This is a genomic window from Streptomyces albiflavescens, from assembly GCF_014645835.1.
Taxonomy (GTDB): domain Bacteria; phylum Actinomycetota; class Actinomycetes; order Streptomycetales; family Streptomycetaceae; genus Streptomyces; species Streptomyces albiflavescens.
Map to the genome: position 1 here is coordinate 636,139 of NZ_BMMM01000001.1, position 22,948 is coordinate 659,086.

Genomic DNA, 22,948 nt, shown 5'->3' on the forward strand with positions numbered 1-22,948 from the left:
GGATCGATGAGTCGATGGGTCGATGCGGAGACCGCCGCGGCTCGAAAGTCCGCTTGATGCGCGAGAATGCCGGTCGGCCATCAGTTCCGGCCATGCCCACGGAGCGGTTCAGCCACTAGAGTGAGCTTTAACCGGACAGCTGTCCGTTACCAGTGAACCTAACGGACAGCTGTCCGCTTAGCAAGGGCGGCCTGGCCGTGATTTCGGAAGGAGGACGAGTGGACTCCGAGAAGGACGCGCCGCTTCGCTCCGACGCGCAGCGGAATCGCGAGCGCATCCTCGAAGTGGCCCTGGTGGAGCTGACGAACTCGGCGGACGCCCCGCTCAGCGCGATCGCGAAGAAGGCGGGCGTCGGACAGGGCACCTTCTACCGCAACTTCCCCAACCGCGAGGCCCTCGTCCTGGAGGTCTACCGCCACGAGGTGCAGCAGGTCGCCGACACCGCGGCCCACCTCCTCAAGACCCGCGCACCGGACCGGGCGCTGCGGGAGTGGATGGACCGGCTCGCCCAGTACGGCATGGCCAAGGCAGGCCTGGCCGACGCGTTGCGCTCGTCCACCGTGACGCGCGGCACCCTGACCAGACTGGGACACGGCTCGGTGCGCTCGGCCGTCACGCTCCTCCTCGAGGCGAACGAGGAGGCCGGCACGATCCGCCCGGGTGTGACACTGGACGACTTCATGCTGGCCATCGCGGGGCTCTGGCAGCTCGATCCGCACGCGGACTGGCAGCCGCGCGCCGCACGGCTTCTCGACCTCGTGATGGACGGACTGCGCGCGGGCGCGCCCGGGTCGGGCCGGTCGCAGAAGAGCCCGGCCCGAGAAGGCTGAGCCTGCCCCCCTTTCGAGGAAGGCCTCAGCGGCGCACCAGCCGGGCGTGCGCGACGGCGGGCGAGCCGACCAGCTCGGCGACCCGGTAGCCGTCGATCCCGTCTCCCAGGTTGTCCAACAGGCGCTCACCGCTGCCGATGAGTTTCGGGACGATGGCCAGGTGCAGCTCGTCGATCAGCCCGGCGCGCAGATACCGCTGAACGGTGGCCGGCCCTCCGCCGATGCGCACGTCCTTGCCCGCCGCGGCCTCGAAGGCTCGCTCCAGCACCGTCTCGATGGGCTCGTCGGTGAAGTGGAACGTGGTCCCGCCCTCCATCGGCAGCGACGGCCGCAGGTGGTGCGTTGGCCAGGCCACGGTTCCTGCGGATCAGCGGCTCCTTGAGGTCAGGAGTAGAAGTTGCGCTGCCACCGGTGCTTGGCCAGCACGGCGAGCTGGTCGGCGGTGAGCGGCCGCCCGTCGCTCAGGGCAGTGTTGCGCTCGACGTTGCGTACGGTGCGCATGCCGGGGATGACGGTGGAGACCGCCGGCGAACTCAGCACGAACCGCAGCGCGGTCTCGGCGATCGCATCGGGGGCGATGCCGAGGTCGGCGACGATCGCGGCCACCCGCCGCTCGACCTGTGCCGCGCGGTCATCGCGGAAGTAACGGTTGCGCCAGTCGCCCTCGGGGAACGTCGTACCGGCGGTGATCCGCCCCGTGAGGCCGCCCTCGTCCAGTGCCACCCGCACGATGACACCGACGCCGTTCTCCTCGCAGGCCGGCAGCAGCGCGTCGGCCGGGGCCTGGTCGAAGATGTTGTAGATGACCTGCACACAGTCGACGGCGCCGCTGCGGACGAGGGCCAGGGCGTTGTCCGGCTGGTGATCGTTGATGGACACGCCGAAGAGGCGGATCTTCCCCTCCTGCTTCAGCTGCGCGATCGTCTCCAGCCAGTCACCCCGGCCGACCCAGTCGTCACTCCAGACGTGGAACTGCACTACGTCGAAGTGGTCGAGGCCACTGGCGCGCAGACTGTTCTCCAGGCTGTCGCGGATGTGCTCGCCCGGAAAAGTCTCGGCCGGCTCCAGCCCGTCGGGCGCCGGCCACCTACGGTTCTTCGGCGGCACTTTGGTCGCGACGAGCACGTCGTCACCGGTCCGCTCACGCACGACCCGGCCGACGATCCGCTCGCTCTCGCCGTAGCCGCGCGCGGTGTCGATGAAGTTCACGCCGAGATCGATGGCGCGGTGCAGGGCACGTACGGATTCGTCCTCCGAGGCGCCGACCCAGGCGGATTCACCGATCCCCCATGCCCCGTAACCGATCTCGGACACCGACACCCCACCGCGTCCCAGCTCTCGGTAGCGCACCCTCACCCTCCACTTCGTCACCGCCCTCGTCCCCGCCGAGGAACAAAGGCGTCCGTCGGAAATCACGTTGACGATAGGCGAGTCGGGCGGTGAGGTCAGGTGGGTTTTCGGTGATCGTCGAAGGCGACCCGCGGGTGGATCGACGACTGCGCGGATGGATCGACGACCGAGGGGCCCTCAGCCATCGATCCACCCATGCTTCCCGCGAGGAACGGTCAGGCCTACGCGCCGCTCGCGTCGAGCATGTCCTCGCGCTCGACGATCTTCACACGCTCGCGGCCCTGCGGCTCGCCCAGGGCCTTCTCCGCGGCGTCCAGCCGGTGCCAGCCCTCCCACGTGGTGAAGCGGACGTTCCGCTCACCGAGGAACGCGTCCACGGCCTCGGGAGCGGGCGAAGCGGGTGTGTGCAGACGACCGTTCGCGTGGTCGTCCAGCAGGCCGGCCACCGTCTCGTTGGCGTCGCCCTTGGTGTGGCCGATCAGACCCACGGGGCCGCGCCGGATCCAGCCGGTGACGTACGTCGACTGCAGGTGCTCGCCGTTCTCCTCGATCACCCGGCCGCCCTGGTCGGGTACGGTGCCGGACTCGACGTCCCAGGGCAGCTTGGGCAGTTCGTCGGACAGGTAACCCACGGCGCGGTAGACCGCGGTGACGTCCCAGTCCTTGAACTCGCCGGTGCCCTTGACGTTGCCCGAGCCGTCGAGGGCGGTGCGCTCGGTGCGCAGGCCGACGACCTTGCCGTCCTCGCCGAGGATCTCGGACGGCGACTCGAAGAAGTGCAGGAACAACTTGTGCGGGCGGTCGCCGACATCGCGGATGGCCCAGTTCTCCAGCGTCTTGGCGACCATGTCGGCCTGCTTGTTGCCCCGCCGGGTCGCGATCGAGCCGTCGTCGTAGTCGATGTCCTCGGGGTCGACGATGACCTCGATGTTCGGGGAGTGGTCCAGCTCCCGCAGCTCCATCGGGCTGAACTTCGCCTGCGCCGGGCCACGGCGGCCGAAGACATGGACCTCCATGGCCTTGTTGGCCTTCAGGCCGTCGTAGACGTTCGGCGGGATCTCGGTCGACAGCAGTTCGTCCGCGGTCTTGGCCAGGATGCGCGCCACGTCGAGCGCGACGTTGCCGACGCCGAGGACGGCGACCTTCTCCGCCTCGAGCGGCCAGGTCCGGGGCACGTCCGGGTGCCCGTCGTACCAGGAGACGAAGTCCGCCGCACCGTACGAGCCGTCGAGGTCGATGCCGGGTATGTCGAGCGCCCGGTCGGCCGTCGCGCCCGTGGAGAAGATCACCGCGTCGTAGAAGGCGCGCAGGTCGTCCAGATTGATGTCCCCCGGGTAGTCGACGTTGCCGAAGAGACGGATCTGCGGCTTGTCGAGCACCTGGTGCAGGGCGGTGACGATGCCCTTGATGCGGGGGTGGTCGGGGGCGACGCCGTAGCGGATCAGGCCGAACGGGGCCGGCATCCGCTCGAAGAGGTCGATCGACACGCCCGGCTCGGCAGCCGCCGCGGATTTCAGCAACGCGTCGGCGGCGTAGATCCCGGCGGGGCCGGCTCCGACAATGGCTACCCGCAGGGGGCGAGGCATGATCAGGTTCCCTTCGAGGGGTGATAAACGTACTCGCCCGGAAGCCTAAACTAAGGCAAACCTAAGTCAGTAGTCGGGCCCGATCTATGACCTCATAAGGCCACCTTATGAGTCGTTTCGGCGTGGTTGTCCTGTGCCGATGCCACACCCGAGCCGTCGGACGGCGCGCCTCGGCGGTGAGCGAGGAACGGAGCCAGGCCGTCGGTGATCACCTCGGCCACCTTCTCCTGGTGCGCCGAGAGGAAGAAGTGGCCTCCCGACAGCGTGACGAGGTCGAAGGGGGCGGTTGTTCGAACGAGCAAGGCCACCTCCCTGCCCCACCCTCGCAGGCGGGCAAGGTTCCTCCGGGCAGAGCGACTGCCGCGCGATCGGCCGCCGTCTGTGATGACCTGGAAGTGTGTTCCGTACCTGGGCATCCCTCTCCGCGCCGATGCGGCCGGGCAATCTGCTCCCCGCCCGGACGATGACCGTCGCCTGGTCCCTCTTGCTTCTGCTGGCCCTCCTCGCGTGGCTCCTCGTGGTGGAGCAGGCCGACGGCATGGAGTTGGGGCCGGGAACGATGGGCCTCGACCTGCCGCTGTTCCTCCTGCTCTGGGTGATCATGATGATCGCCATGATGTTCCCGTCGGTGGCGCCGGTGGCCATCACCTGGGCCCGGGCCATCGGCCGTCAGTCCTCCGGTGCGGCCCAAGCGGCCCGGATCACCCAGTTCGTCGGCGGGTACCTGATCGCATGGGCGGCATTCGGTCTCGTCGTGTACGGGATCCTCATCGTGACGGGCAACCTTGTCGGCAGCCACCCCGAAGCCGGGCGCTGGATCGGCGCCGGAGCCTTCCTGCTCGCGGGACTCCACCAGTTCAGTCCGCTGAAGAACATCTGCCTGCACCACTGCCGGAGCCCCGTGGGTCAACTCGTGCGCTATGCCGGCTACCGGTCGCACGCCCGCGATCTGCGCGTCGGGGCCCACCATGGGCTCTACTGCGTGGGCTGCTGCTGGGGGCTCATGATCGTCCTCATCCCGCTGGGCACCATGAACATCGCGGCGATGGCCGCACTCGCGGTCGTCGTCTTCATCGAGAAGCTGTGGCGGCTCGGGCCGGTGTTCAGCGCCGCCGTCGGCGTCGCGTTCCTGGTCCTGGCCGTACTGGCTCCCTTCCAGAGTTGGCTTCTGCCGGGACTGCAGCATTCCGGGCCGTCGATGCAACCGATGACGTGACCGCTCCCCTCATGCGGCGCGTCGGCGGTCGCAGCCGCGTGAACAGTCATGCGCGAAAGCCGCTGAAGGGGATACCGAAGGCGACGAACAGGGGCTCGCGGACTCAGAACGGCAGGAGGTTGAGGAGTAGTCCGAGCATTCGGCCACTTCATCAGGTCCATGCCGGCACGCGCTGCGGTGGAGCCCACAGTTCCGGCAGCGAGATCAACTACGAGACCCACCAGCAATGGACCAGGTCAGCGCCTACACCCGGGATCGCGGTCGAGCTGTTCGTCGCCGCCCCACGCCAACCGTTCGAGCCGGGGCGACCCGTACGACGAAGGTCACACATACATATCGGACACTTCGCACTTCAACCTTCACACGAGGCGCACAAGTTGGCTAGGTTGACGGCAGACCGCACGACTCCCTCCGGCGAACCTCGCCGGGTCGCGCGGCCTCCGCCGAGTCCGGTGCGCCCCCGTGGCAGCCGGAGCCGGGGACCCAACCGACTTTGGGGTGAGTCGGCCCAACTGCCCAGCAGGGCAGGGGCCGTAGGGCATACCTTCCGGAACCGTCCGCCCGAACCCGACAGCTGACTCGGTAGGCGGAACACGGAAGGAGTGCGTCCCCCATGGCTCCCGACGCCACGCCGCCCGGAGCGGACAAGCCGAGCCGCGAAGAGGTCCGGCAGCTGATCAGCAGTCTCTACGACCAGGCCGAGACCGCCACCGGGAACTACAACGCGACCCGAGCGATGTCCACGGGGGCACGCAGGCGCTTCAACCCGGCGCCCGACAGCGGACGGCGGCCCACCGATCCCGCCCTCGACGACGTCACCAGACAATGGTTCGACACGGCGCGCACGCGGTTGGGGCCCACCGTCCCGGCAAGGCTGCCGGCCGACAGAATGCCGAACCGCCCGGCCGAGGCGCGGCCCACGCGTCCTGCGGAGCGTCCGGCGGACGGACTCGCCCACCATGGACGGGAGTTGGCCGCCCGCCCCCTCCCTGAGTTGACCGCCGGACCTGCCGTCGGGGTGGCCGGCGGTCCGGTGGCGGAGTTGACCACCGGGGCCGTCGCGGCCCTGCCGGCCGCGCTGCCGACATCGCAGGAAGTCGTCAAGGCCCTGCCGGCACCGGCCGCGCAACCAGGGCAGCCCACGGCCGCGTTGAAGACCTCCAAGGAGCAGATCCGGCAGAAACTCGCGGTGGCCCGCGCGTTGCTCTCCCGACACACCTCGCAGCTGATCGCGCCCTTCCCGGCGATCGAGTCCGGGCCGACGGAGGACGCCCGGCGTACCTTCGGCGAACTGCCCCCTCCCCGGCCCGAGGAGGAGTGGCAGCCACAGCAATGGACCACTCTCAGTACCCCCACGCCGATCGCCGAGGCCGTCCCCATCGGCGCAGACAGCGTCTCGGACTCCGGGCACGACAGCAAAGCCGCGCAGGTACTCGCCTTTGCCCGTGGACAGATCGGCAGGCCATGCGTCTGGGGCGCGTCCGGACCGGGCTCGTTCGACTCCTCGGGCCTCACCCAGGCCGCCTGGAGAACCGCCGGGGTCGCACTCCCGCGCACGGCGCGCGATCAGGCGACCGTCGGTACGGCCATCCCCCTCGCCGACATCCGCCCCGGCGACCTGATGTTCTTCTACGGCGATGTCAGCCACGTCGGCCTCTACATCGGCGACGGCATGATGATCCACGCGCCGAGCCCGGGGGCCTACGTGCGCGAGGAGTCGATCTTCTACGCCGGAGCGTCGGCGATCCACAGCGCGGCGCGGCCCGCGTGAACCGTGCCGCCTGATGCAGCACTCCAGCGGTGCCCCGTTCGGCCGCGGCACCGCTCCTGGATCGCGAGCGACGCAGAACGGCCAATCGACCAAGCAGAGAGTGAAGAGGGGTGGTTGGCAGGGTGAATAGTGCGCGACCATGGTGCGCATGACCGTGGCCGATCGCGCCATGACCCAACTGGAGTCATGGCCGAACCTGATAAGTGGCTCACCCCGATGCGCCGCTGGACGCGCCTTCGGGACGCCGGGGCACGACATCGTCCACTTCCACTCCGACGACGCCGCAGATCTGCATCTCACGCATGCGGCCGTCCACCGGCTGCTCCCACACCTGCGGGACAGCACCGCCGTGCGGGTGCACCCCGGTTCGTCATGGATCACCGTGCTGCTGGACTGCGACGCCGATGTGGCGCTCCTGCTCACGCTGATCAGCGTCGCTCTCAAGGAGCACGACGGGGCCGGAGGCACCGCACCTCCCGAGGACCCCTCGACGCTCTGCGACTGGCAGCCTCAGGCGGTTCCCCCGACCCGCGCGGGAGCCTTCGCGGCCGTCCGCCACCGGCGGGTTCCGGCCGCGTGGAAGGCAGTCGGCCGGTTCATCCCACACGGGCGCTGACGGGACTACGGACCGGCGGGCACAGCGACAACGTGCCAGTGCCGGCCCTCCAGGTCGACGTACAGGCCGGGGTCGACCAGCTCGTCGCCGTCCCGCTCGTAGATCTGCTCGGTGAGCAGCTCGGTGAGTCGGCACGGGCGGCCGCGGAGGTCGGTCCACGGCAGACGGATCCGGCCCTGGGCGGGCCGGTCGGAGAGGTTGACGACCACGAGGTGGCGGGCGGATCCGGTGGTCCAGGACCAGGCGACCAGGTTGTCGTGGGACGGATTGTCCGGCCAGCCCGTGCAGTCGAGCAGCCGCCAGTCCCCTCCCGTACGCATGCCGGACGAGGCGACCGAGGCCACCAGCCGGTGGTGGAAGGCGAGCAGTTCCATGTCGACGGGCTCCTCCGGGCGGCGGGAGAGGAAGACCGGCGGCCGCACCCGGCGCCCCTCGAACTGGCCCTCGTGCCACAGCGTCGCGCCGGGCAGCGTCGCGATGGTGACGGCCGCCGCCCGCTCCCGCTCGGGCGACATGGTGGCGGCGGCCCGGGGTTCGTCGTGGTTCTCCAGGAAGCGGACGAGCCCGCGCTGGTAGTCGAGGTCGGCCAGCAGATGCGGACGCACCGAGCCGGCGCCCTCGTGCAGCAGCCGGTCGTAGAGCCGCTTGTCGTAGCAGTGGTCGAACCCCTGCTGCTGGAGCGCCCATTCGAGGCCCCAGTAGGCCTCGGCCACGAAGAGGAGGTCCGGGTGGCGCTCGCGCACCTTGGGGATGACGTACGGCCAGAAGTCCTCGGCCGGTGCGGAGCCCGCCCGGTCGCCCCACGTCTTCGCGAACACGTCGGTCATGAGCAGCATGGCCATGTCGCAGCGCACGCCGTCGGCCTGGTCGCCGATCGCGGCGAGGGTGTCGACGGCCGCCGTACGGAGCTCGTCGCTGAAGGCGTTCAGCTGGACGACGTCCGGCCAGGGCGGGAAGTACGGGTCGCGGCCCCGGGCGAAGACCCGACCGCCGGCCTCGAGGAAGGCGTCGGGGTCCCGGGCCAGATCGTCCGGGGTGCCTGGGACGAGACAGCCCGGCCGTTCGGTGAGCCACGGATGGTCGGGTGCCACGTGGTTGGGGACGTAGTCGAGGATCAACCGTACGCCGCGTGCGGCCAGTTCGGCGCGGGCGACGGCCAGCCCCTCAGGGCCGCCGAGCGTCTCGTCGACGGTGTAGTTCCTGACGCAGTACGGCGATCCGGCCACGTCCTCGGGGCGGAGGTCGGGCAGCGCCGCGCGGAACGAGGCCTGGAGCGACTCGTCGCGCAGCGCGATCTCCAGCCCGGCCGGGCTGCGCTCCCAGACACCCATCAGCCAGACGGCGTCGACGCCACGCGGGACGACCTCGTCCCAGGCCACCGCGGGCACCTCGCCGAGGGTGACCGGGTGGCCGTACCGGCTGCTCAACTCCCGTAGCCAGATCAGGGTGTTGATCTCGTGGATCACCGGCTGGTCGGGCCACGCGGTCATGACAGTGGCTCCTCTCGGTCCCCGGTCGGGCGCAGGCTTTCGCGGCCACGGGCGGACCAGTCCTCGGCGCCGAGCGTGTGGAACAGCGTCGCGGTCACCGCCGCCAGGCCGGTCCAGCCCGTCTGGTGGGAGGCCCCGAGACCCGCGCCGTTGTCGCCATGGAAGTACTCGTAGAAGAGGATCAGGTCCTTCCAGTGCGGGTCCTTGGCGAATTTGGCCTGCGCGCCGTGCACCGGCCGGTGGCCGTCGTCGTCGCGCAGGAAGGTGGCGGAGAGCCGGTCGGAGATCTCGCGGGCGACCTCGTACAAAGTGAGCTGTCGGCCCGATCCGGTCGGGCACTCGACCGTGAAGTCGGTGCCGTGGAAGGCGTGCAGGTTCAGCAGGGCGCGGATGAGCAGCAGGTTGACCGGGAACCAGACCGGCCCGCGCCAGTTGGAGTTGCCGCCGAACATCCCGGAGTCGGACTCGGCGGGCAGATAGCCGACACCGTACGTCTCGCCGTGCACCTGGAAGGTGTACGGGTGCTCGGCGTGGTGGCGGGAGAGCGAGCGGATGCCGTGCGGTCCGAGGAACTCGGACTCGTCGAGCATCCGGGACAGGATCCGGCGGAGCCGGTCCTCGCCGAACAGGGCGAACAGATACCGGCCCGCGGCGTTCGGCCCCAGCGCCTCGTGGGAGGAGACAGTGGCCTCGACGGCCGGATGGCGCTCGACGAACTCCCGTGCTCCCGCGACCAGTTCGGGGAAGCGTTGGTCCGCCCAGCCACCGACCACGCTGGTGGCGGCGAGCGGGATCAGCCCGACCAGCGAGCGCACCTTGAGCCGGGTCGCCGTGCCGTCGGGCAGCCGCAGCACGTCGTAGAAGAAGCCGTCCTCCTCGTCCCACAGGCTGGCGTTGTCCGCGCCGATGCGGTTCGTGGCCACGGCGATCCACGCGAAGTGCTCGAAGAGGGACTGCGCCTGCTCGATGTAGACCGGGTTGTCCACGGCCAGCTCTATGGCGATTTCCAGCAGGTTCTGGCAGTACAACGCCATCCACGCGGTGCCGTCCGCCTGGTCGAGGTGGCCGCCGGTGGGCAGTGGTGCGCTGCGGTCGAAGACGCCGATGTTGTCGAGGCCGAGGAAGCCGCCCTGGAAGACGTTGTTGCCGTCGGGGTCCTTGCGGTTGAGCCACCAGCTGAAGTTCTTCATCAGCTTGTGGAAGGCGTTCTCCAGGAAGGCGCGGTCGCCCTGGCCGGTGCGGTGCTTCTCCAGCTCGTAGAGGAAGAGGGTTGCCCAGGCATGCACTGGCGGATTGACGTCGCCGAAGTTCCACTCGTACGCCGGGATCTGTCCGTTGGGATGCAGGTACAGGCGGCGCAGCAGCAGGTCCAACTGCCCTTTGGCGAAGGTGAGATCGACCATCGAGAGCGCGACGGTGTGGAAGGCGAGGTCCCAGGCGGCGAACCACGGGTACTCCCAGGTGTCCGGCATCGACATGATCTCGTCGTTGATCATGTGGTACCAATTGCTGTTGCGCACCCGGGGATCGGAGCCGAGCGGGTCGACGCCGTGCTCGGACAGCCAGCGCTCCACGTCGAGGTAGTAGTACTGCTTACTCCACAGCATCCCGGCCAACGCCTGGCGGACCAGCCGGCGTTCGTCCTCGCCCATGCCGGACGGGGTGATGCCGTCGTAGAACTCGTCAGCCTCGAATCGGCGTTGGACCATGATCGCATCGAAGTCCGCACGCCAGTCGGTCAGTTCGCGGTCGCTGAGGCGCAGGCGCACGGTGGCGCTCTGTCCGCCCGGGATGGCCGGCGCATGGTGGACGGCCGCCTTGGTCCCGGTCCGTTCGGGGTTCACTGCTCCGGTCTCCCCGTGGACGACGTACCGGTGGATGCCGTCCTTGACGTACGGGGAGGCGTTCGGGCTGTTGAAGATCCGCTCATTGTTCGTGTCGTTCTCGGTGAACAGGGTCGGCGCGTCCGTGTCGCAGTACAGCCACCGCGGGCCCAGCTCCTCGTGGTCGGCGCGCAGCGGGCCGCCGGGTTCCTGCCGGATGCTCGGTACGGCGGTGCCGCCGGCCCAGGACCAGGTGTGCCGGAACCACAGGGTGGGCAGCAGGTGCAGCGTCGCCTCGTCGGGACCTCGGTTGTGCGCGGTGATCTCGATCAGCAGATCCTCGGGTCCCGCCTTCGCGTACTCGACGAACACGTCGAAGTAGCGGTCCTCGTCGAAGACGCCGGTGTCGAGGAGTTCGTACTCGGCGTCGCGGCGACCCCGGGCCCGGTTGGTGGCGATGAGGTCGCCGTACGGGAACTCCGCCTGCGGGTACTTGTACAGATACCTCATGTACGAGTGCGTGGGCGTGCTGTCGAGGTGGAAGTAGTACTCCTTGACGTCCTCGCCGTGATTGCCCTCGGTGTTGGTGAGGCCGAACATCCGCTCCTTGAGAATCGGATCGCGTCCGTTCCACAGGGCCAGCGCCAAGCAGAGGCGCTGCTTGTCGTCGCTGACGCCCGCGATGCCGTCCTCGCCCCAGCGGTAGGCGCGGGAGCGGGCCTGGTCATGGGTGAAGTACGACCAGGCCTCGCCGTCCGGGCTGTAGTCCTCCCGGACGGTCCCCCACTGGCGCTCGCTCAGATACGGGCCCCAGCGACGCCAGAGCACTCCGGAACCGTCGGCCTCGGCCAGCCGCCGGCGCTCGGCGTCCGGTGTGCCACCGCTCGTCCCCATCGCCCGCCCTCCTCACGATCCGGCACATTCCCCCAGACTCGGGCGTCTCGGACTCGACGGCAATGGCTGTGCGCCGATCAGGCCGAGCTACCGCCTCGGCTGTCGGACGGCCGGCGCAAACCCTGGCGCTAGGGGGTTTCTGATGGATCTCCGTGGAAGAAGGAGCGGCGTTCGGTGCGTGCTCTCGGCGTGCCGGGCGGAAGTCCTCGATGGGGGTCCCCCCGCGCGAGCGAAGCCGAGCGTGGGGGAGGAGCTACTAGGGCTTTTGTCCGGTGCGGCGAGAGTGCGTGCCGGGCGTCGCGACGCCGCGGAGATCCATCAGAAGCCCCCTAGGCGCGATCCACGGCTCAGCCGATCTCGACCAGGAGATCGCCGCCCTCCACCTGCTGGATCCGGTTGATGGCGAGCCGGGAGACCTTTCCGGCCTTCGGGGCGGTGATCGCGGCCTCCATCTTCATCGCCTCGATGGTGGCCACCACAGCGCCTTCCGCCACCTCGTCACCCTCGGCCACCGCGAGCGTCACCACCCCGGCGAACGGCGCCGCCACATGGCCGGGGTTGGCCCGGTCGGCCTTCTCGGTCGGCGGAATGTCGGAGGCCGCCGCGGTGTCGCGTACCTGGATCGGCCGCAGTTGACCGTTCAAAGTGGACATCACGGTGCGCAAGCCGCGCTCGTCCGCCTCGCCGACGGCCTGCAGTTCGATGAGGAGCCGTACGCCGGGCTCCAGATCGACGGCGTACTCCTTCGCGGGGCGCAGCCCGTAGAAGAAGTCCTTGCTGTCCAGCACGCTGGTGTCGCCGAAGGTCTGACGGTGTGTTTCGAAGTCGCGCGACGGTCCGGGGAAGAGCAGGCGGTTGAGTGTCGTGCGCCGCTCCTTCACCAGTCCCGTACGATCCTCCGAGGTCAGCTCCTGCACGGGCTTGGGGGCGGTGCGGCCAGCCAGCGCCTTGGTGCGGAACGGCTCCGGCCACCCGCCGGGCGGATTGCCCAACTCGCCGCGCAGGAAGCCGATGACGGAGTCGGGGATGTCGAACTTGTCCGGCGTCGCCTCGAAGCCCTCCGGCGTCACTCCGGCACCGACCAGGTGCAGGGCAAGGTCGCCGACCACCTTGGACGACGGGGTGACCTTCACCAGGCGCCCGAGGATCCGGTCGGCGGCGGCGTACATCGCCTCGATCTCCTCGAAGCGGTCGCCGAGGCCGAGTGCGATCGCCTGGGTGCGCAGATTGGAGAGCTGCCCGCCGGGGATCTCATGGTGGTAGACACGCCCGGTCGGCGAGGCCAGGCCCGCTTCGAACGGGGCGTAGACCCTGCGGACGCTCTCCCAGTACGGCTCCAGGTCCCCGACCGCCTTCAGGTCGAGGCCGGTCGGCCGCTCGGAGTAGTCGGTCGCCGCCACGATCGCCGACAGCGACGGCTGCGAAGTGGTGCCCGCCATGGACGCCACCGCGCCGTCCACCGCGTCCGCACCGGCCTGGATCGCCGCGAGATAGGTGGCGAGCTGGCCTCCGGCGGTGTCATGGGTGTGGACGTGCACCGGCAGGTCGAACTCACGGCGCAGGGCCGATACGAGAGTCGCGGCGGCCGGAGCGCGGAGCAGTCCCGCCATGTCCTTGACCGCCAGGACATGGGCACCGGCGGCCACGATCTGTTCGGCCAGCCGGAGGTAGTAGTCCAGGGTGTACAGCCGCTCCGAAGGGTCGGACAGGTCCGCGGTGTAGCAGAGCGCGACCTCGGCGACCGCCGTTCCGGTCCGCCGCACGGCGTCGATGGCGGGCCGCATCTGCTCGACGTCGTTGAGGGCGTCGAAGATGCGGAAGATGTCGATGCCGGTGGCCGCCGCCTCCTGCACGAAGGCGTCGGTCACCTCGGTCGGGTAGGGCGTGTAGCCCACGGTGTTGCGGCCGCGCAGCAGCATCTGCAGGCAGAGGTTGGGTACGGCTTCACGGAGTGCGGCCAGCCGCTCCCAGGGGTCCTCCGCGAGGAAGCGCAGTGCGACATCGTACGTGGCACCGCCCCAGCACTCGAGAGACAGCAGTTGCGGCAGGGTCCGCGCCACCACGGGGGCGACGGCGAGCATGTCCTTGGTGCGGACCCGGGTGGCCAGCAGCGACTGGTGGGCGTCCCGGAACGTGGTGTCGGTGATGCCGATGGTCGGGGACTCACGCAGCCATCGGGCGAAACCCTCCGGGCCGAGTTCGGCGAGCCGCTGCCGGGAGCCGGCGGGCGGTTCGATGGTGGGCACAGGCGGCAGTTTGGTGGTCGGGTCGATCAGGTCGGGCCGCTCGCCGTGGGGCTTGTTCACGGTCACGTCGGCGAGGTAGGTGAGCAGCTTCGTGCCGCGGTCGGCGGAGTGCCGTGCGGTGAGCAGGTGCGGTCGCTCCTCGATGAACGACGTCGTGACCTGTCCGGCTTGGAAGTCCGGGTCGTCCAACACCGCTTGCAGGAAGGGGATGTTGGTGGCCACACCCCGGATGCGGAACTCGGCCACGGCCCGTCGGGCGCGGCCGATCGCGGTCTTGAAGTCCCGGCCCCGGCAGGTGAGTTTCACCAACATCGAGTCGAAGTGCGCGCTGATCTCCGTACCGGCGTGGGTGGTGCCGCCGTCCAGCCGGATGCCCGACCCGCCCGGCGAGCGGTAGGCGCTGATCCTGCCGGTGTCCGGGCGGAAGCCGTTGGCCGGGTCCTCGGTGGTGATCCGGCACTGCAGCGCGGCGCCGCGCACGGTGACGGTCTCCTGCGCGAGGCCCAGATCGGCCAGCGTCTCGCCGGCGGCGATGCGCAGCTGCGCCTGCACGAGGTCGACGTCGGTGACCTCCTCGGTCACCGTGTGTTCGACCTGGATGCGCGGGTTCATCTCGATGAAGACATGGTTCCCGGCGCGGTCGACCAGGAACTCCACGGTGCCCGCGTTGCGGTAGCCGATCTGCCGGGCGAACCGCACCGCGTCCGCGCAGATCCGCTCGCGCAGTGCCGGGTCCAGGTTGGGCGCGGGCGCCAGCTCGATCACCTTCTGGTGGCGGCGCTGCACCGAGCAGTCCCGCTCGAAGAGGTGAATGACATGGCCGTGCCCGTCGGCGAGGATCTGCACCTCGATGTGGCGGGGTTCGATGACGGCCTTCTCCAGGAAGACGGTCGGGTCACCGAACGCGGACGCGGCCTCACGGGCCGCCGCCTCGATGGACTCCCGCAGCAGGGCGGGATCCTCGACGCGGCGCATGCCGCGCCCTCCGCCGCCGGCGACCGCCTTGACGAACACCGGGAAGCCGATGTCCTCGGCGGCACGGACGAGTTCGTCCACGTCGGTGGAGGGCGCCGAGGAACCGAGCACCGGTACGCCGGCCGCGCGCGCGGCGGCCACCGCGCGCGCCTTGTTCCCGGTCAGCTCAAGGGTTTCCGCGCTCGGCCCGACGAACGTGATGCCCGCCTCCTCGCACGCGCGCGCCAGATCGGGGTTCTCGGACAGGAACCCGTAGCCCGGGTACACGGCGTCCGCATCGGCCCGACGCGCCGCACGGACGATCTCCTCGACGGAGAGGTAGGCCCGCACCGGGTGCCCCGGCTGACCGATCTCGTACGCTTCGTCGGCCTTCAGCCGGTGCAGCGAATTGCGGTCCTCGTGCGGGAAGACGGCGACGGTTCGCGCGCCCAGCTCATAGCCTGCGCGGAACGCGCGAATCGCGATCTCACCACGGTTGGCGACCAGCACCTTGCGGAACATGCACAATCCCTTCAGCCTGCCGGTGACGAGGACCATGGTGTCGGTGACGACTCCGCCGCGCCATGTGAGCCGGGCCACTCACCCGGTGGCGTTCCGCCACAGGCTCCAGGCGAGTCCCAGCCCCGCGAGGGCGATCGCAACCCGTAGTGGCGTCTCCGGCAGCCGTCGTACGACCGCAGGCCCCATCCAGGCGCCCACGAAGCAGCCGAGGCCGAGCGCGGCGGCGGCGCTCCAGTCGACCGGCGCGAGGAAGGCGTAGGCGACGGCCGCGGTGACGTTGGCGGCGCCGGTGGCGATGTTCTTGACGGCGTTGGTCACCGGCAGCGGCTCCGCCGCGGACAGGGAGAGCACGGCCAGCATCAGTACGCCTGCCGCGGCGCCGAAGTATCCGCCGTACAGACCGACCAGCAGAACCGCGCAGGCGAGCGGAATCCGCGGCACGGAGTCCGAGCCCGGGTTGAGCTTCGCGGTCAGGCGCCGCAGAGGTTCGCGCGCCAGGATCAGCACCGAGCCGAGGGCGATGAGCCACGGGACGACCAGTTCGAAGGCCGAGGACGGGGTACCGAGCAGCAGCGCCGCGCCCATCGCCCCGCCGAGCGCCGCCGTGACCGCGAGACGGACGAGCCGCCCGCGCTGCCCGCGCAGTTCCGCCCGGGATCCGGCGGCGCTTCCCACGGTGTTGGTGAAGAGGGCGACGGTGTTGGTGACGTTGGCCGCCACGGGCGGAAGGCCTGCGGCAAGCAGTGCGGGGTAGCTGAACAGCGAGGCCAGGCCCGCGACCGAACCGGCGAGCCCGGAGGCGACTCCTGCCGCGAGGAGCAACAAGGCCGCATCGAGTCCCGATTGACCGGCGATCAGTTCTTTCACGTGACCCTCTCGCTCCCGCACGACGCCGCCGTGCGCTGGAATACCCTGACTGGCGTTCTCTATTATGAACACCATCCACATAGGCAGACAGGCGGGCTCAGCCGACGAACGGGGCGGGCTCAGCCGACGAACGGCCTCAGTCGACGAACGGCAGGGGAGAGACCCCGGGCGGCATGTTGTACGGCGTCACCACCTGGATCGCCGAGGGCAGGGAGGGGCCGTCGTCCGGGAGCGCCTTGTGCGCCCGCATGACGGTCTGGCAGGCGCGCCGTACGTCCTGGCGCAGATCGTGGTGGAGGACCGCGGACAGACGGCGCTCGCGCAGCAGGCGGGTGTTGTCGTGGTCCAGGTCGTGGGCGATGAACACCGCGCACGTCCGGCCGAGGGCGTCGAAGGCGTCGAGGGTCGCGAGGTTGCCCCCTCCCATGGAGTAGACCGCGACGATGCCTTCGTCGCGCGCGAGAGCTTCGAGGACGAGGTCGCGCTGGGTGACGTCCAGACCGTCGCTGTCGGTGACCTCCACCAAGGATCGCTGGGGATGGGCGACGCGCATCGCGCCGCGAAAGCCCATATCGCGTTCCTCCTCGCCGCGGAAGGAACCTCGGCTGATGGTGGTGAGCACGTTGCCGGGCCGGTCGCCGAGCCACTGTCCGAGGAGGTAGGCGGCGGTGGCCCCGGCCGCACGGTTGTCGATCCCGACGTACGCCATGCGTGCGCTGCTCGGCAGATCGGTGACCAGGGTGACGACGGGGATGCCGGCCTCGACCAGCCGGCCGACGGCTGCGCCGATCTCCGGCAGGTCCGGCGCCTTGAGGATCACCCCTTGCGAACCGCGCTTGGCGATCTTGTCCAGGGTCGCGATCAGATCGGCGGAGGGGCCCGTCTCACGGAAGTGGAAGCGTGAGCGCACCACGGCGGGCCGCAAGGAGGGCAGTTCGGCCTCGAGCGCCTCGCGCACCGCGGTCGAGAACCGCTGCGGCGCCTGCATCACGATATCGATCATGAAGGTGCGTCCACCGATGCGGACCTGGGTCCGCTGCCGATCCAAGTCCTTGATCGCCTGACGCACTTCGCGGATCGTGCTCTCCCGCACGCCTCCCCGGTCATTGAGGACCCGGTCGACGGTGGCCGCGCTCAGTCCGGCCTGACGGGCGATCTCCCTGATCGTGTAGGGGTGACGCATCGCTGACCTCGAAAGATGATGATGGTTTTTTGATGTGTTTCTGCGGATTGAATGATGGGTTCGGGTTCATAAGACTGACAGAAGGACAGGGACGGCGAAAGGACCCGGGATGTCTCCCACACCTGCGGGATCACGGACTTGGCTGACCGAGGCGGACTGCGATCCGGACACGTTCCGTTCGCTCGTCGCCCAGCGCACCGATGCCGACGACTACCCCTCGGCCGAGCGGGTCGAGCAGAACGTTCTGCTCTACGACAGCGACCGGCTCCGCACCCTCGCGGTCACCCCCGAGGGCCGTCGGGCCCTGCAGGAAGAACTGGTGCGGGCTCTGCTGGACGGCCCCGGCATCGTGGTTCTCCAGCGGGCGTTCGCCGACGCGGCCGTCGTGGACCGGGCATCCGACACCTTCAACGCCCTGATCGAGGAGGAGCGTGCCACGGGCGCCGCCCACGGTGACCACTTCGCCAAGCCGGGCGCCAACGACCGCGTGTGGAACGCTCTGGACAAGGTGGCCGTGCGCGCGCCGGAGGTGTTCGCCGACTACTACGCCAACGACATGCTGGCGCTGGTCTCCGAGGCCTGGCTCGGCCCTGGGTACCAGGTGACCTCGCAGGTCAACGTGGTCAACCCGGGCGGCGCCGCGCAGAGCGCGCACCGCGACTACCACCTCGGGTTCCTCTCTCAGGAGCAGGCGGCGGCGTATCCCGCCCATGTGCACCGGCTCTCACCGGTGCTGACCCTCCAAGGTGCGGTGGCGCACTGCGACATGTCCGTCGAGTCGGGCCCGACGCTGTATCTGCCGCACTCCCAGAAGTACGAACCGGGCTATCTGGCCTGGCGGCTCCCCGCATTCGTCACGTACTTCGACGAGCACCACGTCCAACTCCCCCTGGAAAAGGGCGACGCGGTCTTCTTCAACCCGGCGCTCTTCCATGCCGCCGGACACAACCGCTCGACCGGCATCAAGCGCATGGCGAATCTGCTGCAGATCTCCTCCGCCTTCGGCCGCGCCATGGAGAGTGTCGACCGCGACGCGGTGGCGAACGCACTGTTCCCGGTGCTGCTGCGCCGCAAGGCCGAAGGGGCCCCCGAGGACTGGCTGCGCCGCGTGGTCGCGGCCACCGCCGAGGGCTACCCCTTCCCGACCAACCTGGACCTCGACCCTCCGGTCGACGGTCTCGCACCACCTGCCCAGGCGGACACCGTCTGGCAGGCCGTCACCGAGGGCTGGGCCCCGAAGCAACTGCGCCAAGCACTGCGGGCCGCCGCCAAGCGCCGGCAGAACTGAAGGAGACACAGCACTCATGGGACTGCTCGAGGACAAGGTCCTCCTCGTCAACGGCGGCAGCCAGGGCGTGGGCGCGGGCATCGTCAGGGCGGCCGTACGGGAGGGCGCGACCGTCGCCTTCACCGGACGCCGGGCCGAGCCCGGTGAGAGGCTCGCGGCGGACGCGGGCGCCCACTTCGTCCGCGCGGACCTCGCCGACCCCGCGCAGGCGCGTGACAGCGTCGTACGGACCGTGGACGCGCTCGGTCGCATCGACTGCCTCGTCAACGCGGCAGGGCTGACCTCGCGCGGCACACTCCTCGACACCACGCCGGAGCTGTTCGACGCGCACATCGCGGTCAACCTGCGGGCACCGTTCTTCGCGATGCAGGAGACCGTGCGGCACCTGGTGGACCGCAAGGCGCCGGGCACCATCGTCAACATCATCACCTCCTCCGAACACGGCGGGCAGCCGTTCCTCGCCCCGTACGTCGCCGCCAAGGCCGGACTCGCCGGACTGACCCGCAACGCCGCGCACGCACACCGCTGGGACCGCATCCGGATCAACGGGGTCAACATCGGCTGGACCGACACGGAGGGCGAGGACGCCACGCAGCGCGCCTTCCACGGCGCGGGCGACGACTGGCGCGAGCGGGCCGCCGCGGCTCAGCCCATGGGCAGGCTCGGACAGGTCGACGAGATCGCCGACTTCGTCGTCTTCCTGCTCTCGGATCGCAGCGGAGTGGTGACCGGCTCGGTCATCGACTGGGACCAGATCGTCCTCGGCGGACTCGACTGAGCCCCTCCGAGGGGCTGAAGGAGCAGGATTCTCATGCGCTTGGGCATCATGGGGCTGGGCCGGATCGGCGCGTTCCACACGGAAACCCTCGCCGGGCTGGACGCGGTGGACTCCCTGGTGGTCACCGACCCGATGGCCGCGGCCGCCGCCTCGGCCGCCGAGCGGTTCGGAGCCACCGCGGTGGGCTCCCCCGAGGCCGTGTTCGCGGCCGGCGTCGACGGCGTCGTGATCGCCGCCGCCACCGACGCGCACCCGGAGTTGATCCTCGCCGCGGTCAAGGCCGGCGTCCCGGTCTTCTGCGAGAAACCCGTGGCCCGCGGCATCGCGGAAAACCTGGAGGTACTGCGCGCCGTTCGGGACAGCGGCGTCGAGGTGCACATCGGCTACAACCGGCGCTTCGACGCGGGCTGCGTCGCCGCACGCGAGGCAGTGGTCAGCGGCGAGCTCGGCACACTGCACACCGTACGGTCCACCACGCTGGACCCCGCGCCGCCACCCGAGGCCTATGTGGCGGTGTCCGGCGGCATCTTCCGGGACTGCTCGGTGCACGACTTCGACATCGTTCGCTGGGTGACGGGGCGCGAGGTCGTCGAGGTGTACGCGACCGGCGGCAATCGCGGTGCCGAGTACATCGCGGCCGCGGGCGACGTCGACACCGCCTCCGCACTCCTCACGCTCGACGACGGCACCATCGCCGTTGTCTCCAACTCCCGGCACAACGCCCGCGGTTACGACGTACGCCTGGAACTGCACGGCATGCGGGACAGCATCGCCGTCGGTCTGGAGGACCAGCTGCCGCTGCGCTCCGTCGAGCCGGGCACGACCTTCCCGGCGGGCCCCCCGCACCACTTCTTCATGGACCGCTTCGCCGCCGCCTACCGCGCCGAACTCACCGCGTTCACCGAGGTCGTGGCCGGCACACGCCCCTCTCCCTGCACGGTGGCGGACGCCGTCGAGGCGAGCCGGATCGCCGAGGCGTGCACGCTGTCGCTGGCCGAGCACCGTCCCGTTCGCCTGGAGGAGGTGCGCACCGTGTGACGGACGAGCCCCGCACATCGGCGTACGGGGCGCGGACCGGATCGCCGAACGGTCAGGAGGCCGACGGCTCCTCGCCTGCCGTCGTCCCCTCGCACTTCGTCGCCCCGGGCGCGATGCGCAAGGTGACCGCGCTCGGCGAGCAGTGGCTGCTCTTCCGCCGCTCCGACGGCGGCCCGTCGATGCTCGCCGACCGCTGCCCGCACCGTGGCGCGCCCCTGTCCCTCGGCAAGCCTGCGCCGCCTCTACCGGGCGCAGGCCGAAGCGCAGGCGTCCAAGGGACGACCGTCCCCCGTCCGTGCTGTCAGTGCTGTCAGTGCTGTCAGTGCTGTCAGTGCAGGATGTTGACCGCCCGGGCGACCACCAGGACCACGGTCACCAGGGAGACCGAGGACTGCAGCATCATCAGCATCTTGGCCCAGCGCGACAGCGGCATCACGTCGGTCGGGCTGAACGCGGTGGAGTTGGTGAACGACAGATACAGGTAGTCCAGGAACGCCGGCTCCCAGTCCGGCGGCGCGGCCTCCGGGCTCTGCATCTGTACGAAGAGGAAGTCGGCGTACTGGTGGTGACCGCGGGCCCGCGCCATGGGGCCGCCGCGGTCCCACTCCCAGTACCACAGGGCGAACACGATGACGTTCGTCAGCCAGATGCCGCCGCCGGTCAGCAGCAGCGGCCCGGCGTCCTTCCCCTCGGTGCCGTTCACCAGGCCCGCCACCAGCTGGACCGCCGCCCAGCCGTTGGCCAGGCTGATCACACAGATCAGGGCCAGGCCCAGCAACCGAAGCCACCGGGTCCGCGGCTCCACCCGCCGGGGGTTCGCGGCGATCAGGCCGGCCAGCAGCACCAACTCCAGGACCGGCAGCACCCAGTACGGCTGGAGGGTGAGCCGGTGCGGCAGCATCAGCTGGAGAGCCACCGCCACCAGAATCACGGCGGTCACCGCCCAACGCGGCTCACCCCGCGTCGCCCGGCGCCACGCGGGCACCACCTCGCGCTCGCCGTCCGCCAGCATCCGCTCGATCCTGCTCAGTCGGCTCTCCGCGTCGCCCATACCCTCGGTCATGGCGACGATTGTCCGCCGGTCACATGTTGATCATGTGACCGGCCAGCCCGTGGATGGCCTCCTTGACCGCCTCGCCGAGCGTCGGGTGGCCGTGCACATTGCGCGCGACCTCGTGGACGGTCAGGTCCCACTGCTGAGCGAGGGTCAACTCCGGGAGGAGCTCGGTGACCTCGGGGCCGATCAGATGGGCGCCGAGGAGCTCGCCGTACCGGGCGTCGCTGAGGATCTTGACGAAGCCCGCGGTGTCGCCCAGCCCGTGCGACTTGCCGTTGGCGGTGAACGGGAACTTCGCCACCTGGACGTCGAAACCCTGCTCGCGGGCCTGCGCCTCGGTCCAGCCGAAGCTGGCGATCTGCGGCTGGCAGTAGGTCGCCCGCGGGATCATGATGTAGTCGAGCTCCATGGTCTCCGCGTCGGCGATCGTCTCGGCCGCCACGATGCCCATCGACTCGGCCGCGTGAGCGAGCATCAGCTTCGCCGTCACATCACCGATGGCGAAGATGTGCGGGACGCTCGTGCGGCAGCGTCCGTCGATGTCGATCGCCCCGCGGTCGGTGAGCTTCACACCGGTGTTCTCCAGGCCGTAGCCCTGCACGCGCGGCTGGAAGCCGATCGCCTGCAGCACCTTGTCGGCCTGCAGCATCTGCCGCTGACCGCCCGTGGTCACCATGACCTTGACCGAATCGCCCGAGTCGTTGATCGCCTCGACCCGGGTGGAGGTCAGCACATTGATGCCGAGCCGCTTGTAACGGCGGGTCAGCTCCGCCGAGACCTCCTCGTCCTCCAGCGGGACGATGCGGTCGAGGAACTCGACGAGGGTGACCTGGACGCCGTAGTTGTGCAGTACATACGCGAATTCGACACCGATGGCGCCCGCGCCCGCGATGATGATGCTCTCCGGGAGCGTGTCGGACAGGATCTGCTCCTCGTACGTCACCACGCGCTCGCTGAGCGAGGTGCCGGGCAGCAGCTTCGTGGTGGCGCCGGTGGCGATGATGCAGTGGCCGAAGGTGACGGTTTCCGTGCCCCCGTCGGCAAGGGCGACCTGCAGGGTGTGGTCGTCGGTGAAGGTGCCATGGCCCGTGTACTGGGTGATCTTGTTCTTCTTCATCAGGTAGTGGACGCCCTTGACGCGTCCGTCCGCCACCTTGCGGCTGCGGGTGAAGGCCTCGCCGTAGTCGAAGCTCACCTCGCCGTTGACCCGGATGCCGAAGGTCTTGGCCTCCTGCGTGAAGATGTGCGCCAGCTCCGCGTTGCGCAGCAGCGCCTTCGACGGGATGCACCCCACGTTGAGGCACACTCCGCCCCAGTACTTCTCCTCGACGACGGCGGCGCTGAGGCCGAGCTGGGCGGCCCTGATCGCCGCGACATATCCTCCCGGGCCGGCGCCCAGGACCACTACGTCAAAGTGTGCGCTCATGACGGCCAGCCTA

At 69.8% G+C, this 22,948-nt stretch carries 18 protein-coding genes, 1 pseudogene and 1 riboswitch; of the genes and pseudogenes, 8 read left to right on the plus strand and 11 right to left on the minus strand.

What is annotated here, in order from left to right; translation table 11 throughout:
• The first annotated feature begins 218 nt into the window (after positions 1 to 218).
• Positions 219 to 830, plus strand: a complete 612-nt coding sequence (locus IEY95_RS02680) for a TetR/AcrR family transcriptional regulator (RefSeq protein WP_189184163.1) — start codon at positions 219 to 221, stop codon at positions 828 to 830.
• A gap of 25 nt (positions 831 to 855) precedes the next feature.
• On the opposite strand, the gene IEY95_RS02685 is transcribed toward IEY95_RS02680, so the two are convergent.
• The 4 genes from IEY95_RS02685 to IEY95_RS02700 all read right to left on the minus strand — a co-directional run bounded on the left by IEY95_RS02685 (position 856) and on the right by IEY95_RS02700 (position 4,068).
• The gene (locus tag IEY95_RS02685; protein WP_229702521.1) at positions 856 to 1,185 is read right to left on the minus strand and encodes a dihydrofolate reductase family protein; all 330 of its coding nucleotides are present in this window, start codon (positions 1,183 to 1,185) and stop codon (positions 856 to 858) included.
• A gap of 29 nt (positions 1,186 to 1,214) precedes the next feature.
• The gene (locus tag IEY95_RS02690; RefSeq protein ID WP_189184164.1) at positions 1,215 to 2,180 is read right to left on the minus strand and encodes an aldo/keto reductase; all 966 of its coding nucleotides are present in this window, start codon (positions 2,178 to 2,180) and stop codon (positions 1,215 to 1,217) included.
• Positions 2,181 to 2,401: 221 nt separating this feature from the next.
• Positions 2,402 to 3,766, minus strand: a complete 1,365-nt coding sequence (locus tag IEY95_RS02695; protein WP_189184165.1) for an FAD-dependent oxidoreductase — start codon at positions 3,764 to 3,766, stop codon at positions 2,402 to 2,404.
• A 92-nt stretch (positions 3,767 to 3,858) separates the two neighbouring features.
• On the minus strand, positions 3,859 to 4,068 hold the full coding sequence (locus tag IEY95_RS02700; RefSeq protein ID WP_189184166.1) for a hypothetical protein: 210 nt from the start codon (positions 4,066 to 4,068) through the stop codon (positions 3,859 to 3,861).
• Positions 4,069 to 4,196: 128 nt separating this feature from the next.
• Between IEY95_RS02700 and IEY95_RS02705 the strand changes: the two genes are divergently transcribed.
• The 3 genes from IEY95_RS02705 to IEY95_RS02715 all read left to right on the plus strand — a co-directional run bounded on the left by IEY95_RS02705 (position 4,197) and on the right by IEY95_RS02715 (position 7,369).
• Positions 4,197 to 4,982 (plus strand): DUF2182 domain-containing protein, encoded by a 786-nt coding sequence (locus tag IEY95_RS02705; RefSeq protein WP_189184620.1) that lies wholly within the window; start codon positions 4,197 to 4,199, stop codon positions 4,980 to 4,982.
• 431 nt (positions 4,983 to 5,413) lie between these two features.
• Positions 5,414 to 5,586: riboswitch (cyclic di-AMP (ydaO/yuaA leader) on the plus strand.
• A gap of 9 nt (positions 5,587 to 5,595) precedes the next feature.
• Positions 5,596 to 6,753, plus strand: coding sequence for a C40 family peptidase (locus IEY95_RS02710; protein ID WP_189184167.1), 1,158 nt, complete (start codon positions 5,596 to 5,598; stop codon positions 6,751 to 6,753).
• Positions 6,754 to 6,901: 148 nt separating this feature from the next.
• Positions 6,902 to 7,369 (plus strand): luciferase domain-containing protein, encoded by a 468-nt coding sequence (locus tag IEY95_RS02715; RefSeq protein WP_189184168.1) that lies wholly within the window; start codon positions 6,902 to 6,904, stop codon positions 7,367 to 7,369.
• Between the two features lie 5 nt (positions 7,370 to 7,374).
• On the opposite strand, the gene IEY95_RS02720 is transcribed toward IEY95_RS02715, so the two are convergent.
• The 5 genes from IEY95_RS02720 to IEY95_RS02740 all read right to left on the minus strand — a co-directional run bounded on the left by IEY95_RS02720 (position 7,375) and on the right by IEY95_RS02740 (position 17,348).
• Positions 7,375 to 8,859 (minus strand): alpha-amylase family protein, encoded by a 1,485-nt coding sequence (locus IEY95_RS02720; RefSeq protein ID WP_189184169.1) that lies wholly within the window; start codon positions 8,857 to 8,859, stop codon positions 7,375 to 7,377.
• Positions 8,856 to 11,576, minus strand: coding sequence for an MGH1-like glycoside hydrolase domain-containing protein (locus tag IEY95_RS02725; protein WP_189184170.1), 2,721 nt, complete (start codon positions 11,574 to 11,576; stop codon positions 8,856 to 8,858). Before IEY95_RS02725 ends, IEY95_RS02720 begins: the two co-directional genes overlap by 4 nt.
• 347 nt (positions 11,577 to 11,923) lie before the next feature.
• Positions 11,924 to 15,298: a pyruvate carboxylase gene (locus IEY95_RS02730; protein WP_189184621.1), complete on the minus strand. Its 3,375-nt coding sequence runs from the start codon at positions 15,296 to 15,298 to the stop codon at positions 11,924 to 11,926.
• Between the two features lie 78 nt (positions 15,299 to 15,376).
• Positions 15,377 to 16,165, minus strand: coding sequence for a sulfite exporter TauE/SafE family protein (locus IEY95_RS02735; protein WP_229702522.1), 789 nt, complete (start codon positions 16,163 to 16,165; stop codon positions 15,377 to 15,379).
• A 136-nt stretch (positions 16,166 to 16,301) separates the two neighbouring features.
• Entirely contained in the window at positions 16,302 to 17,348 is a 1,047-nt protein-coding gene (locus tag IEY95_RS02740; RefSeq protein WP_189184172.1) for a LacI family DNA-binding transcriptional regulator, read from the minus strand.
• Between the two features lie 109 nt (positions 17,349 to 17,457).
• Between IEY95_RS02740 and IEY95_RS02745 the strand changes: the two genes are divergently transcribed.
• The 4 genes and pseudogenes from IEY95_RS02745 to IEY95_RS02760 form a co-directional block, all read left to right on the plus strand.
• Positions 17,458 to 18,636 carry a phytanoyl-CoA dioxygenase family protein gene (locus IEY95_RS02745; protein WP_189184173.1) on the plus strand — a complete coding sequence of 393 codons (1,179 nt, stop codon included), beginning with the start codon at positions 17,458 to 17,460 and terminating at the stop codon, positions 18,634 to 18,636.
• 16 nt (positions 18,637 to 18,652) lie between these two features.
• Positions 18,653 to 19,414 (plus strand): SDR family oxidoreductase, encoded by a 762-nt coding sequence (locus IEY95_RS02750; RefSeq protein ID WP_189184174.1) that lies wholly within the window; start codon positions 18,653 to 18,655, stop codon positions 19,412 to 19,414.
• Positions 19,415 to 19,447: 33 nt separating this feature from the next.
• Positions 19,448 to 20,452 carry a Gfo/Idh/MocA family protein gene (locus tag IEY95_RS02755; RefSeq protein WP_189184175.1) on the plus strand — a complete coding sequence of 335 codons (1,005 nt, stop codon included), beginning with the start codon at positions 19,448 to 19,450 and terminating at the stop codon, positions 20,450 to 20,452.
• Positions 20,453 to 20,532: 80 nt separating this feature from the next.
• Positions 20,533 to 20,682: pseudogene (locus IEY95_RS02760) on the plus strand (Rieske 2Fe-2S domain-containing protein); the annotation flags it as partial.
• Positions 20,683 to 20,780: 98 nt separating this feature from the next.
• Here IEY95_RS02760 and IEY95_RS02765 read toward each other — a convergent pair.
• The gene (locus tag IEY95_RS02765; RefSeq protein WP_189184176.1) at positions 20,781 to 21,515 is read right to left on the minus strand and encodes a DUF1345 domain-containing protein; all 735 of its coding nucleotides are present in this window, start codon (positions 21,513 to 21,515) and stop codon (positions 20,781 to 20,783) included.
• A gap of 19 nt (positions 21,516 to 21,534) precedes the next feature.
• Positions 21,535 to 22,935: a dihydrolipoyl dehydrogenase gene (gene lpdA, locus IEY95_RS02770; protein ID WP_189184177.1), complete on the minus strand. Its 1,401-nt coding sequence runs from the start codon at positions 22,933 to 22,935 to the stop codon at positions 21,535 to 21,537.
• Positions 22,936 to 22,948 lie beyond the last annotated feature (13 nt).

What these genes read in the sequence shown, in the direction of transcription:
- IEY95_RS02725 (WP_189184170.1), bottom strand. Translation starts at nt 11,576, where the DNA reads ATGGGGACGAGCGGTGGCACACCGGACGCCGAGCGCCGGCGGCTGGCC.
- IEY95_RS02765 (WP_189184176.1), bottom strand. Translation starts at nt 21,515, where the DNA reads ATGACCGAGGGTATGGGCGACGCGGAGAGCCGACTGAGCAGGATCGAG.
- IEY95_RS02750 (WP_189184174.1), top strand. Translation starts at nt 18,653, where the DNA reads ATGGGACTGCTCGAGGACAAGGTCCTCCTCGTCAACGGCGGCAGCCAG.
- IEY95_RS02730 (WP_189184621.1), bottom strand. Translation starts at nt 15,298, where the DNA reads ATGTTCCGCAAGGTGCTGGTCGCCAACCGTGGTGAGATCGCGATTCGC.
- IEY95_RS02745 (WP_189184173.1), top strand. Translation starts at nt 17,458, where the DNA reads ATGTCTCCCACACCTGCGGGATCACGGACTTGGCTGACCGAGGCGGAC.
- IEY95_RS02705 (WP_189184620.1), top strand. Translation starts at nt 4,197, where the DNA reads ATGCGGCCGGGCAATCTGCTCCCCGCCCGGACGATGACCGTCGCCTGG.
- IEY95_RS02740 (WP_189184172.1), bottom strand. Translation starts at nt 17,348, where the DNA reads ATGCGTCACCCCTACACGATCAGGGAGATCGCCCGTCAGGCCGGACTG.
- IEY95_RS02720 (WP_189184169.1), bottom strand. Translation starts at nt 8,859, where the DNA reads ATGACCGCGTGGCCCGACCAGCCGGTGATCCACGAGATCAACACCCTG.
- IEY95_RS02695 (WP_189184165.1), bottom strand. Translation starts at nt 3,766, where the DNA reads ATGCCTCGCCCCCTGCGGGTAGCCATTGTCGGAGCCGGCCCCGCCGGG.
- IEY95_RS02710 (WP_189184167.1), top strand. Translation starts at nt 5,596, where the DNA reads ATGGCTCCCGACGCCACGCCGCCCGGAGCGGACAAGCCGAGCCGCGAA.
- IEY95_RS02755 (WP_189184175.1), top strand. Translation starts at nt 19,448, where the DNA reads ATGCGCTTGGGCATCATGGGGCTGGGCCGGATCGGCGCGTTCCACACG.
- IEY95_RS02715 (WP_189184168.1), top strand. Translation starts at nt 6,902, where the DNA reads ATGACCGTGGCCGATCGCGCCATGACCCAACTGGAGTCATGGCCGAAC.
- lpdA (WP_189184177.1), bottom strand. Translation starts at nt 22,935, where the DNA reads ATGAGCGCACACTTTGACGTAGTGGTCCTGGGCGCCGGCCCGGGAGGA.